Source organism: Pseudomonas sp. CG7 (genome assembly GCF_023701885.1).
GTDB lineage: Bacteria > Pseudomonadota > Gammaproteobacteria > Pseudomonadales > Pseudomonadaceae > Aquipseudomonas > Aquipseudomonas zanjanensis.
On record NZ_JABAEE010000124.1, the window covers coordinates 1 to 13,057 of the forward strand.

A 13,057-nucleotide genomic window follows, 5' to 3' on the forward strand; every position below is an offset into this window, starting at 1 on the left:
GGAAAACCCCAAGGCCCCGGAGCCCCAAGTCGAGGAGAAGGTGGTCGAGCCCGAACCGACCCCGGAACCTGAAGAGGTCAAGCCCGAAGAAGAAGCGCCGCCGTCGCCGGTCGATGACCTGGCGAACCCGATGCAGATGGACGGCGATGCCCAGTCCGGCAACGACGCTTTCAACATCGGCGCCGGCAAGGGCGGCGGCATGGCCGGGGCAGGGGGCGGCCGTCTGGGCAATGGCACCTACAGCCAGTTCCTGGCGTTCACCTTCCAGCGCTTGCTGCGGGAAAACCCCGACTTGCGCAGTCTGGCGTTCTCGCTGCAGGCCGATGTCTGGCTCAGTGCCGTGGGCGAAATCACCCGGGTCGAGCTGGTCAAGTCCAGCGGCAACCCGCAGGTGGACGAGCAAGTGATTTCCGCCCTGCGTGCCGCACCCCATTTGACCGAGCGGCCGCCGGCCTCCCTGACCTTGCCCGTGCGCCTGTCCTTGCAGGGACGGCGGCCGGGTTAACCGACTATTTGACAGTTTGCCAACAGGAGTTGTGTGCAGATGATTTCCAATGTGAATCGATTGTCGTGGGCAATCGGCCTGGTGGTCTTGAGCCTGGCTGGACAAGCGGCCGCCGCCTCGGCGCCGTCGGAAAACGCCACGATCAATCTGATCCGCCTGCTGGTGCAGCAGGGCGTGCTGAAGCAGGACCAGGCCGATGGCCTGATCGCCCAGGCCGAACGGGAAGCCGTGCAGGCCCGCCAGGCGGCTACGGCAGTTGTCGCAACCCCGGCCGGTGCGCCGGGGGATGTGCGGGTGCAATACGTGCCGAACATCGTCCGCGAGCAGATCCGCGACCAGGTCAAGGCTGAAGTCATGGCCACCGCCAAGCAGGAAAACTGGGCTCAGCCCAACACTTTCCCGGATTGGGTCTCGCGCATCAGTTTCGATGGCGACATTCGCCTGCGGGATGAGTCGCGCTATTACTCGGGCACCAACAGCAACGAGATCGTCGACTTTGCCCGACTCAATGACAGAGGGCCTTACGACGTCAATCCCAACAGCAGCTCCAGCCTGCCGCCGTTGCTCAACACCCGCGAAGCCCGGGAAAACCTGTTCCGCCTGCGCGCCCGCCTGGGCATGAAGGCCGTGATTGCCCCGCAATGGACGGCGGGCATCCGCATCGGCACCGGCTCGGACAACAACCCGGTGTCCCCCACCCAGACCCTGGGCGGCGGCTTTGGCAAGAAAGACCTCTGGCTCGACCAGGGCTACCTGAACTGGAAACCGTCGGACGAATTGACCCTGACCGGCGGGCGTTTCGCCAACCCGTTTTTCTCCACCGACCTGCTGTATTCCGGTGACCTGAACTTCGATGGCGTGGCGGCGAAATTCAACCACAAGCTCAATCAGGATTGGGGCGTGTTCGGTACTGTCGGGGCGTTCCCGGTGGAGTACACCAACGACACCAGCACCAGCAATGGCAGCGACAAGGAAGAGAGCGACAACAAGTGGCTGTACGGTGCGCAACTGGGGGCCAACTGGGCCATCAACGACAGCAACCGGATCAAGGGGGCCATGGCCTATTACCGCTTCGACGACATCGAAGGCCAGCGTTCCTCGCCGTGCGAGCCCTGGGCCGGTGATCCAGGCTGCGACAGCGACGGTTCGCGGGTGGCGTTCATGCAGAAGGGCAACACCGTGTTCCTGCTGCGCGACATCACGCCCAATCCGCTCAACCCGTCCGCCACGCCGCAGCCGCAATACGTCGGCCTGGCCTCGGAGTTCAACCTGCTGGACCTGAACGTCGCCTGGGACACCGATCTGCCCGAAGACCTCAAGCTGCGCAGCCAGGCCCACTACGTCCACAACCTGGGCTACGACGAAGGCGAGATGCGCAAGCGCTCCGAAGGGCAGTTCGCCAACAACCTGGACGAAAACGGCGAGGTGGAAAGCGGCGCCAACGCCTGGATGCTCCAGTTCACCCTTGGCAACTCCCTGGAACTCAAGCGCGAGGGCGACTGGAACCTGTTCGCCGGCTACAAGTACATCCAGCCGGACGCCTTGCCGGACGGCTTCAACGATTCGTCATTCCATCTGGGGGGCACCAATGCCAAGGGGTATTTCCTGGGCGGCAACTATGGCCTGGCAAGCAACGTCTTTGCCACCGGCCGCTGGTTGAGTTCCGAAGCGGTGTACGGCGCGCCGTACGACATCGATGTCTTGCAGCTTGAAATCAACACGCGCTTCTAAGCGCTGGGAGGCCTCATGAAAAGGCGAGCCAACTATCAATGCCCGGCCGCGTTGCTGATGCTGGGCCTGGTGCTCAGCGGCATGGCTCACGGCGAAGGCCTGGAAGAGCGCTTGCGGGCACAATTGCGCAGCACTACCGCGCAGTTGCAAGCCCTGCAGAGCGAGCAGGCCCAGGCCAGCGCTGCCCGCCAGGCAGCAGAGAATCAGGCCAAGGACGCCCAGGCGCAGATCAAGCAATTGACTGCGCAACTGAGCAAGGCCCAGGCCCTCAGCGAACAACTGGCCGGGCACCAGAAAAACCTGCAAAGCCAGGCCCAGGCCCAGGTGGCGGCCAGCAATGAGCAAGTCGGCAAGTTCAAGAAAGCCTATGAAGAACTGCTGGCCCTGGCCCGTGGCAAAGAGGCCGAGCGCGCCCGCCTGGAAGGGCAATTGACCGAGCGTGACACACAAGTGCAGCAATGTTCGGTCAAGAATCAGCAGATGTACGAAGTCGCCAAGCCCCTGCTGCATGCTTACGAAACCATCGATGTGACCGACATCGTGAAAATCCGCCAGCCGTTCGCGGCCAAGGCCCGGGTGCGTTTCGAAGAGCTGGCCCAAGGGTTTGGCGATGATCTTTACAAGTACCGTTTCGATGCGCCCCAGGCCTCGATTACCCACTGAACAGCACAAGGAAGAACCGAACATGACCGCAATGATTGAATACGTCGGCGCAAAATCCCTCACCGAGTTGTTGCAGGCCGCCGGTTATCGGGTCAACGAAACCGAGCAGAACGGCATTGTGCAGTTGCTTAGCGCCAGTCAGGGCATCGGCTTTGCCGTGCGATTCGGCAATCCGGCAGCGACGGCGGGCGAATACCTGGACTTCACCTTCAGCTGTGCCTTGCGAGTGCAGGGCGAATTGCCGGCCGGTCTGGCTGATCGGTGGAACGCGTCGCGGCGCTTTGCCCGGTTGTCGCTGCAGGGCGAATTCCTGGTGATGGAAATGGACGTGGTCGTCGCGGCGGGCGTGAGTGCCGATCATCTGCGCAGCCACTTGGAACTGTGGGACCGCCTGTTGCAGGAGTTCATTGTCTTCCTGCGTGAATACAGCCAGAACGCGGCGGGGGTGCAAACCCCGGCCGAGCCCGTCGAGGCGCCGTTGGAGGAGGCTGTCGCATCGTGAAAAAGCCGACCGTCGTCATCAGCGCCGCGGCGCTGGGCCTGATCGCCGTGGCGCTGGTGCTGGGCCTGCGGCCGGGAAGCGATCCGGTCGCCGCGGTGCAGACCGCCGGTGTTGCTTCGGCCGACACGCCGAGTCTGGCCCGCTTGGGCAACCAGCAGGTCAGCCCCGCCGAGCTCAAGGCTTTGCTGGCTGCGCTGGCTCCCGAGGTTCGCCAGCAAATGCGTGGCAATCGGGCTGCGCTGGAAGGCTGGATCCGTGCGCGCCTGGCGGAAATAGCCGTGTTGGAACAGGCCGATGCCCAGGGCTGGCGCCAGCGCCCCGAGGTGGAGCGCCAGACCCGAGCGGCGGCTGAGCAGATCGTGTTTCGGGACTACTTGCAGTCGGTTAGCCAGGTGCCGGCCGGCTACCCCAGTGAAGAGGAGTTGAAGCAGGCCTACGATGCAGGGAAAGCCAACTGGACGGCGCCGGCGCTGTACCGCGTCAGCCAGATTTTCCTGGCAGCCACCGAGCCGCAGACCGTGGAGGCGGTGCGCCGAAAAGCGCTGGAACTGAGCAAGAAGGCCCAGGCGTCGCCGGCCGAGTTCGGCGCCCTGGCCAGTCGTTTTTCCCAAGACCGCACCAGTGCCGAACGGGGCGGTGACAGCGGTTATCAGCCGTTGCAGCAACTGGTTCCCCCTGTGCGTGAGGCAGTGGCGCGCTTGAAAGTCGGCGCGGTGTCGGACCCGGTGCAGAGCCCGGCGGGCTTCCATGTCATCAAACTCACCGAACAGCAACCGGCCCGGGAAGCGACCCTGGACGAAGTCCGCGAACGCCTGACCCAGGCCCTGCGCGCCGAACGCCAGGAGCAGATCGCCAAGGCATACCTGGACGGCATGCTCGACACGGCGACGTTGAGCATCGATGGCGCGCAGTTGAGCAAGGTGTTGGAGGAGGGGCTCTAGTGGAGTCCATACCCAACCCGTGGCGAGGGAGCTTGCTCCCGCTGGGCTGCGTAGCAGCCCCACCGAAATGACCGCGATCTTTCAACAAGAATCGGGGACAGTTTTTTGGGGCTGCTGCGCAACCCAGCGGGAGCAAGCTCCCTCGCCACAGGGCAGCTTGCCTGGCTGAAGACCCCGCGCAGCCTCATGTATTCGTACCACCGACAGGGAGTCACCCATGACCTTCATCGAGCCCGCAGGACGCCAGGCTGTCAGCCCATACCGCACACCGTTGCGTGCCCCCGACCCTTGGCTGGCCATTGCCGGCGATATCGAGCCGCAGGTGGCGCAGTGTTTCCTGGTCAGTGCCCGTTGCGGCTGCTTCATGCAAGCGGCCCGCAGCCTCAACGTCAAGGCGACCTGGCTGCGCAAGCAATTGGCGCAGTTGGAGGGGCGGCTGCAACGATCATTGTTCAGCTTCCAGGGCAGCGCCTTGACCCTCAGTCGCGAAGGCCGGCAGTTGCAGGCGCGATTGATCGGCCTGGCCCATGAAAACTCGCCGCCGCTGAACGATCAGCCCTTGATTCGCCTGGCCGTGGCCGAGTCGATTCTGCATGACATCCTTGGGCGTGACCTGATTTCGTTGTTGCGGCGCAACGCCAGCGTGCGATTGCAGATCATCACCCTGGACAGTGAACTGGCGCTGCAAGCCGTCAGCGCCGACCTGGTGCTGTGGTTGAGTGATGCCCAGGCGTTGGCGCCGGGGCCGAGCTTCGCCACATTGCCCGCGGATCGACTGGCGCGGTTGGATTATCTGCCGCACATTGCCAAACGCTATTCACGCCCGGCCACGCGCCCGGACTGCTTGGACGACCTGAATGACTACATGCTGGTGCAAGGGCAGGCGGATCGGCACGTGGACGGTTTCGCACCGTGGAACGCCCTGATAGAACAGCGCCGGGCCGGTGTGGTGCAGGTGCAATCCTACGAACTGATGCTGGAAATGATTCGCTGCAGCGCCTGCATCGGCCTTTTGCCACAGTACATGAGCCGCTTCGACCGAGGCCTGGTGGCGCTGCCCGACGTGTTCGGCCTGCCCATGCAGCGGCATTTGTGGATGGCCGTCAATGCCCAGGCCGAAGGCTCGCCAGAGGTGCAGATGCTACGTGAGCTGATCCAACACACACTGGCTGAGCGCCGGGATTGGTTCCAGGCCTGACTGGCATCCCAGTAACCCTGTGGGAGCGAGCCTGTTCGCGCTAGCGGTTGTTCATGCAACATCAATGCTGGCTGAAAGGGCCTCATCGCGAGCAAGCTCGCTCCCACAATGAGTGGTGTACCGAACACAAGATTTATCCTCGCTGAAGATCCAGGGTGGGAGCGAGCTTGCTCGCGATGAGGCCGGCACATCTGGCATCACAGCAATTGGCCCACAGGTTCCCTCGGCAGACTGGCGCGGCTTATAGTGCTTGGCCTTGTCGCGCCTCCAGGAAGAAGTCCCATGTCTGATTCTTCGATCACCCTCGAACGCTTCACTGAAGTTCATATCCCCGGCGTCACCGCGCTCTACAACGACCCGGCGGTGACGCGCCAGGTGCTGCAGATGCCTTTCCAGTCCGCCGAAGTCTGGCGCAAGCGCCTGGCGACGGATGACGAGCGCCTATTGAAACTGGTGGCCCTGCACGAGGGGGAAGTCATCGGCAACCTGGGGCTCGAGCAGTTCACACGGGTGCGTCGGGCTCACTGCGGCAGCCTCGGCATGGGCGTGGCCGTCGCCTGGCAGGGCAAGGGCGTGGGTTCGATGTTGCTGGCTGCCGCGCTGGATGTCGCGGACAACTGGATGAACCTGCGGCGAGTCGAACTGACGGTGTACGCCGATAACGAAGCGGCCATAGGGCTGTATCGCAAGTTCGGCTTCGAAACCGAAGGCCTGTTGCGCGACTATGCCGTGCGTGACGGTCGCTGGGTGGACACATTGGCCATGGCGCGGCTGCGCTGAAGGATCAACCACGCAGGCAAAGTGGCTTTTACGTACGCCGACGTTCTGGACCTGTCATCATCCAGCCTCGCAGCACTCCCTAATCGAGGAACGGCCCATGGACGATATACGGCAATTGGGCGAGATGCTTCGTCACTACGCAGACAGCGAAGCGCACAAGAAGCAACAGCACCAGGCTCAATCACTGGTTTGGTCAGAACAGATCAAGGTGTTGTACGGACAAATCGAACAATGGTTGGCGCCCGTCGTGGCGCCCGGTCTTTTGACGCTGAACCGTGAGACGTATGTGGCTCACGGGCCGAGCGTTCCGATAGAGACGTCTGGTTTCAAGACTGAAAAACTGATCTTGACCATTACCGGTAAGCCGGTGGAATTCGTGCCTGAGGTGATGGGTGTGGGCGGCTTGGTTTCCTTGTCGATCATCGGCCTGGCCTCGACCCGTCACGGGAGTATCTCCCTGGTTTGCCAGCCGCCATCGGTGCAATGGCAATGGCGGCGGACCAATGGACTGAAGGACGCTGACACGTTCGCTTTCGACGCGGACTTTCTCGCACAACAATTACAGAGCTTGATACCACGCGATCGGGGCTGAGGGCATAGGCGAGGAACGTTATTGCCATAGCCTTCTTCCTTGCAGGACAGGCAAAAAACCGCCCATTGGCTATACCTGTAGTTCCGGCGCCGCCTCGTGTGGCTTACAGGAGTGACAGCATGAAGTTTTCGTCCATGATCGGCTGTGTTTGCATCGCCACGCTCGCCTTGGCGGGTTGCTCGAGCAAAGTGACCCAGCCGGATGAGTATTCCGGGTTCCTCGGCGATTACAGCCGGCTCAAGGAAGAGAAGTCGCCGTCGGGGGCAGTGGTCATGCGTTGGATCGATCCGAAGATTGATCCGGGCAAGTACACCCATCTCTACATCGAGCCGACGCAGCTTTACCCCAAGCCGCAGCCGACCGTGAAAATCCCCCAGGCCACGCTGTCGGGTATCACCGCGTACTACGATCAGGCCCTCAAGCGGGAAGCGGAAAAATCCTTGCCCCTGGCGACCGCTCCGGGGCCGGGTGTTCTCGTGGTGCGTGCGGCGATCACGGCTGTCAGTAGCAAGACCGAAGGCTTGAAACCTTATGAGGTGATCCCGATTGCGCTGGTGGCGGCGGCTGTCAGCACCGCCAGTGGTATTCGCGACCAGGAAACCACCTTGGGCACCGAAGCGGTTTTCCTCGACGGTGGCACTCACGCGGTGGTCGCCCAAGTCGTGCGCAAAGGCACCGGCAAGCCGCTGTCCAACGAGTCCCAGGTCATGAAGCCCGATGACGTCAAAGGGGTCATCGATGGCTGGGCGTCGGATCTGCATCAGTCATTCCTGAAACTCAAGGCCAAATAGTCACCGCCGTGGTGCAGGAGGTGAGGTCGACGCCGTGTCTTTTTATGTCCGGGCGTAGGTCGCGCGAGCATTTCGTGGTTAACTCCGGCCTCACCATATTCAAACCTGTCAGAAGGAATCCGTTCATGGCTCAAGTCACTCTCAAAGGCAACCCGGTCCAAGTCAACGGCCAGTTGCCACAAGCCGGTTCCAAGGCGCCAGCCTTTTCCCTGGTTGCCGGCAATCTGTCGGACGTTTCCCTGAAGGACTTCGCCGGCAAGCGCAAAGTGCTGAACATTTTCCCAAGCGTCGACACGCCGACCTGCGCCACCTCCGTGCGCAAGTTCAACGCCCAGGCCAACGAGCTGAACAACACCGTGGTGCTGTGCATCTCTGCCGACCTGCCATTTGCCCAGGCGCGTTTCTGCGGCGCTGAAGGCCTGGAAAACGTCCAGAACCTGTCGACCCTGCGCGGTGCCGAATTCATCCAGGACTACGGCGTGGCGATTGCCGACGGCCCACTGAAAGGCCTGACCGCCCGTGCCGTGGTGGTGTTGGACGAAAACGACACCGTGCTGCACAGCGAGCTGGTCAAGGAAATCGCGGAAGAGCCGAACTACGACGCGGCGCTGGCTGTCCTGAAATAAGTGGATTGAAATAAAGTATTTATTACAATTGTTAACGGCCTGGCCCAGCCCAGGCCGTTTTCTTTTGTGCTTCAAGGCATTAGCCGACTATCCGAAAGGTAAGCCCAAGGTAAATTGCCGGTAAAGGCGCTTTGCTAAATAGCCGCCAGTGCTTATCGTTCAGCCTCCCGTAAAAGAAGCCCACGCGCCCAATGGTTGATCACTCCATGCAATCCTCTGTTTCCCGCAATTCCCGTCGCTGGCTGTTTGGCTTGTTCGTCCTGCTGGTCATCGCAGCGCTGGCCTGGAAGTTCTGGCCCAGTGGCTCGACCGAAAAAAATGGGGCAGGGGAGAAAGCAGCCGCGGGGCATGTGGGACGTTCCGGTAGCATGCGCCCGGGGTTCGGTGGGGCGACGGGCCCGATTCCAGTGCGTGTAGCGCCGGTGGCGACCGGGGACTTCCCGCTGTACTTCAAGGCGCTGGGTACGGTCACGGCCCTCAACACCATCAACGTGCGCAGTCGCGTGGGTGGCGAACTGGTCAAGATCGCCTTCGAAGAGGGGCAAATGGTCAAGGCCGGGGACTTGCTGGCCGAGATCGATCCACGCCCGTACCAGAACGCCTTGCTCCAGGCCGAAGGCACGCTGTTGCAGAACCAGGCCCAGCTGAAAAATGCCCAGGTAGACCTTGAGCGCTATCGCGGCCTGTACGCCGAAGACAGCATTGCCAAGCAGACCCTCGACCCCGCCGCAGCGCTGGTGGGCCAGTACCAAGGCACGGTCAAGACCAATCAGGCGGCCGTCAACGACGCCAAGCTCAACCTCGAATTCACCAAGATCCGCGCACCGATTACTGGCCGCGGCGGCTTGCGTCAACTGGACGGCGGCAACCTGGTGTCGGCCAACGACACCACCGCCCTGGCGGTCATCACCCAGACCCAACCCATCAGCGTCGTGTTCACCTTGCCGGAAAACAACCTCGACACGGTGCTCGCCCGTTACCGCAGCGGGGCGAAACTCCCCGTCGAAGCGTGGGATCGCGGCGACGTGAAGCGCCAGGCCAGTGGCGTGTTGCAGAGCCTGGACAACCAGATCGACGTCACCACTGGCACCCTGAAATTCAAGGCCCGCTACGAGAACCGCGACCAGTCGCTGTTCCCCAACCAGTTCGTCAACGTCCACCTGCTGGCCGACACCCTCAAAGGCGTGACCCTGGCGCCGACGGCCGCCATCCAGTTCGGCACCAACGGCACCTTTGTCTATGCCCTGGAAGGTGACAACAAGGTCACCATCAAGAAGCTGAAGATCGGCGCCAGCGACGGCACCAACACCGTGGTCACCGAAGGCCTGGCCGCCGGCGACCGGGTGGTGCTCGAAGGCACCGATCGCTTGAAGGAGGGCAGCGAAGTGGAAGTGGTCAACGACAGCCAGGACGTGCCCACCACGCCCACCGAGCACCTGCAGGGCAAGTCCGCGGCAGCACCGATTGAGCCGGCCGCGGCCGACAAGGCGAACAAGGGCGGCGCATGAATATCTCGCGGCTGTTCATCCTTCGCCCGGTCGCCACCACCCTGAGCATGCTGGCGATCATCCTGGCCGGCCTGATCGCCTATCGGCTGCTGCCGGTGTCGGCGTTGCCCCAGGTCGATTACCCGACCATCCGCGTGATGACCCTGTACCCGGGCGCCAGCCCCGACGTGATGACCAGCGCGGTCACCGCGCCCCTGGAGCGGCAGTTCGGGCAGATGCCAGGCCTGACGCAGATGGCCTCCACCAGTTCCGGCGGCGCCTCGGTGATCACCCTGCGCTTCAACCTCGACATCAACATGGACGTCGCCGAGCAGCAGGTGCAGGCCGCCATCAACGCGGCCACCAACCTGCTGCCCACGGACCTGCCGGCGCCGCCGGTGTATAACAAGGTCAACCCGGCCGACACCCCGGTGCTGACGCTGGCGATCACGTCCAAGACCATGCTGCTGCCCAAGCTCAATGACTTGGTGGACACCCGCATGGCGCAGAAAATCGCCCAGATCAGTGGCGTCGGCATGGTCACCATCGCTGGCGGCCAGCGCCAGGCGGTGCGCATCAAGGTCAACCCCGAGGCCCTGGCGGCCAATGGCCTCAACCTGGCGGATGTGCGCACGCTGATCGGTGCGTCCAACGTCAACCAGCCCAAGGGCAATTTCGACGGCCCGACGCGGGTCTCGATGCTCGACGCCAACGACCAGTTGACGTCGCCCAAGGACTACGCCGAACTGATCCTGGCCTACGCCAACGGCGCGCCGTTGCGGCTCAAGGACGTGGCGCAGATCGTCGACGGCGCCGAAAACGAACGCCTTGCCGCCTGGGCCAACGAAAACCAGGCCGTGCTGCTGAACATCCAGCGCCAGCCCGGCGCGAATGTCATCGAGGTGGTGGACCGGATCAAGGCCCTGCTGCCGAGCATTACCGACAACCTGCCGGCCGGCCTGGACGTCACTGTGCTGACCGACCGTACCCAGACCATCCGTGCCTCGGTCACCGATGTGCAGCATGAATTGCTGATCGCCATCGCTCTGGTGGTGATGGGGACGTTCCTGTTCCTGCGTCGCGTCAGTGCCACGATCATTCCGTCGGTGGCCGTGCCGTTGTCGTTGATCGGCACGTTCGGCGTGATGTACCTGGCCGGTTTCTCCATCAACAACCTGACCTTGATGGCCCTGACCATCGCCACCGGTTTCGTGGTGGACGATGCCATCGTCATGCTGGAGAACATCGCCCGTTTCATCGAAGAGGGCGACAGCCCGATGCAGGCTGCGCTCAAGGGCGCGAAGCAGATTGGCTTCACGCTGATTTCCCTGACGCTGTCGCTGATTGCCGTGCTGATCCCGCTGTTGTTCATGGCCGACGTGGTCGGGCGCTTGTTCCGCGAATTCGCCATCACCCTGGCCGTGGCGATCCTGATTTCCCTGGTGGTGTCCCTGACCCTGACGCCGATGATGTGCGCTCGCTTGCTCAAGCGCGAGCCCAAGGCAGAAGAGCAAGGCCGTTTCTATCGCGCCAGCGGCGCCTGGATCGACTGGCTGATCGCCGCCTACGGGCGCAAGTTGCAATGGGTGCTCAAGCACCAGCCGCTGACCCTGCTGGTGGCCGTGGGTAGCCTGGTGCTGACGGTGGTGCTGTACCTGGCCGTGCCCAAGGGCTTTTTCCCGGTGCAGGACACCGGGGTCATCCAGGGCATTTCCGAAGCGCCGCAATCGATCTCCTTTGCCGCCATGAGCGAGCGCCAGCAGCTACTGGCCAAGGTGATCCTCGCCGATCCGGCGGTGCAGAGCCTGTCGTCCTACATCGGCGTGGACGGCGACAACGCTACGCTCAACAGCGGGCGCCTGCTGATCAACCTCAAGCCCCATAGCGAGCGGGATGACAGCGCCACCGAAATCATTGCCCGTTTGCAGCCCCAGCTGGACCGGCTGGTGGGCATTCGCCTGTTCATGCAACCGGTGCAGGACCTGACCATCGAAGACCGGGTCAGCCGTACCCAGTACCAGTTCAGCCTGTCTTCGCCGGACGCCGAGTTGCTCAGTCTCTGGAGCGGGCGCCTGGTCGAGGCCCTGGGCCGCCAGCCGGAACTCACCGACGTCGCCAGCGATTTGCAGGACAAGGGCCTGCAGGTCTACCTGGTGATCGACCGCGACGCGGCGTCCCGCCTGGGCGTTTCGGTGTCGAACATCACCGATGCGCTGTATGACGCCTTCGGCCAGCGGCAGATTTCCACTATCTACACCCAGGCCAGCCAGTACCGCGTGGTGCTGCAAGCCCAGGCCGGGGAGCGGATCGGTCCGCAGGCGCTGAACCAGATTCATGTCAAGACCACCGATGGCGGGCAGGTGCGGCTGTCGAGCCTGGCCCGGGTCGAAGAGCGCCAGGCTCAGTTGGCGATTGCCCACATTGGGCAGTTTCCCGCAGTGATGATGTCGTTCAACCTCGCGCCGGGGGTGGCCCTGGGGCATGCGGTGGAGGTGATCGAAAAGGTCCAGCAGGACATCGGCATGCCGGTGGGGGTGCAGACCGAATTCCAGGGCGCGGCCCAGGCATTCCAGGCGTCGTTGTCGAGTACCTTGCTGTTGATCCTGGCGGCGGTGGTGACCATGTACATCGTCCTGGGCGTGTTGTACGAAAGCTACATCCACCCGATCACCATCCTTTCCACCTTGCCCTCGGCGGCTATCGGTGCCTTGCTGGCGTTGATCCTCAGCGGCAATGACCTGGGCATGATCGCGATCATCGGCATCATCCTGCTGATTGGCATCGTCAAGAAAAACGCGATCATGATGATCGACTTCGCCCTCGACGCCGAACGCAACCAGGGCATGGACCCGCAGACGGCGATCTACCAGGCGGCGTTGCTGCGCTTCCGCCCGATCCTGATGACCACCCTGGCGGCGTTGTTCGGTGCCGTACCGCTGATGCTCGCCACCGGCTCCGGCGCCGAACTGCGCCAGCCCCTGGGCTTGGTGATGGTGGGTGGGTTGTTGGTGAGCCAGGTATTGACGCTGTTCACGACGCCGGTGATCTACCTGTATTTCGATCGACTGGGGCGTCGGTTTGCCAGGCCTGAGGCAGATGAGGTGCGGGTATGACGGCGGTGCAGCGCTTTTCGTGGCGAGGGAGCATGCGCCCGGAGGGGCGGGGTGCGGCCACAGGTTTGCGCGCGGCGCACGGAAGCGGGGGGCAGCGGCCGCGCCACACACGCCGGGCCCATGGAGCA

The 13,057-nt window shown here is 63.0% G+C and carries 12 protein-coding genes; all 12 read left to right on the forward strand.

The window, feature by feature from the left end:
- Window positions 1-505 (forward strand): energy transducer TonB family protein (locus HGO40_RS28850; protein WP_250965821.1); only part of this gene is annotated, 505 nt, incomplete at its 5' end.
- 39 nt (window positions 506-544) lie between these two features.
- Window positions 545-2,236 carry a putative porin gene (locus HGO40_RS28855; RefSeq protein WP_250965822.1) on the forward strand — a complete coding sequence of 564 codons (1,692 nt, stop codon included), beginning with the start codon at window positions 545-547 and terminating at the stop codon, window positions 2,234-2,236.
- Window positions 2,237-2,251: 15 nt separating this feature from the next.
- Window positions 2,252-2,899, forward strand: coding sequence for a DNA repair protein (locus HGO40_RS28860; protein ID WP_250965823.1), 648 nt, complete (start codon window positions 2,252-2,254; stop codon window positions 2,897-2,899).
- 22 nt (window positions 2,900-2,921) lie between these two features.
- A complete protein-coding gene (locus HGO40_RS28865; RefSeq protein WP_250965824.1) occupies window positions 2,922-3,401 on the forward strand; it encodes a YbjN domain-containing protein in 480 nt (159 codons plus the stop codon).
- Window positions 3,398-4,342: a peptidylprolyl isomerase gene (locus HGO40_RS28870; protein WP_250965825.1), complete on the forward strand. Its 945-nt coding sequence runs from the start codon at window positions 3,398-3,400 to the stop codon at window positions 4,340-4,342. Before HGO40_RS28865 ends, HGO40_RS28870 begins: the two co-directional genes overlap by 4 nt.
- A gap of 217 nt (window positions 4,343-4,559) precedes the next feature.
- The gene (locus tag HGO40_RS28875; protein ID WP_250965826.1) at window positions 4,560-5,540 is read left to right on the forward strand and encodes a LysR family transcriptional regulator; all 981 of its coding nucleotides are present in this window, start codon (window positions 4,560-4,562) and stop codon (window positions 5,538-5,540) included.
- A 282-nt stretch (window positions 5,541-5,822) separates the two neighbouring features.
- Complete coding sequence (locus HGO40_RS28880) at window positions 5,823-6,320, forward strand: GNAT family N-acetyltransferase (protein ID WP_186705748.1); 498 nt, start codon at window positions 5,823-5,825, stop codon at window positions 6,318-6,320.
- 97 nt (window positions 6,321-6,417) lie between these two features.
- Window positions 6,418-6,912, forward strand: a complete 495-nt coding sequence (locus HGO40_RS28885; protein WP_250965827.1) for a hypothetical protein — start codon at window positions 6,418-6,420, stop codon at window positions 6,910-6,912.
- 119 nt (window positions 6,913-7,031) lie between these two features.
- A complete protein-coding gene (locus tag HGO40_RS28890) occupies window positions 7,032-7,703 on the forward strand; it encodes a DUF3313 domain-containing protein (protein ID WP_250965828.1) in 672 nt (223 codons plus the stop codon).
- A gap of 125 nt (window positions 7,704-7,828) precedes the next feature.
- On the forward strand, window positions 7,829-8,329 hold the full coding sequence (gene tpx, locus HGO40_RS28895) for a thiol peroxidase (RefSeq protein WP_018602018.1): 501 nt from the start codon (window positions 7,829-7,831) through the stop codon (window positions 8,327-8,329).
- Between the two features lie 191 nt (window positions 8,330-8,520).
- Entirely contained in the window at window positions 8,521-9,837 is a 1,317-nt protein-coding gene (locus HGO40_RS28900; RefSeq protein WP_250965829.1) for an MdtA/MuxA family multidrug efflux RND transporter periplasmic adaptor subunit, read from the forward strand.
- Window positions 9,834-12,929 carry an MdtB/MuxB family multidrug efflux RND transporter permease subunit gene (locus HGO40_RS28905; protein ID WP_250965830.1) on the forward strand — a complete coding sequence of 1,032 codons (3,096 nt, stop codon included), beginning with the start codon at window positions 9,834-9,836 and terminating at the stop codon, window positions 12,927-12,929. Before HGO40_RS28900 ends, HGO40_RS28905 begins: the two co-directional genes overlap by 4 nt.
- Window positions 12,930-13,057 lie beyond the last annotated feature (128 nt).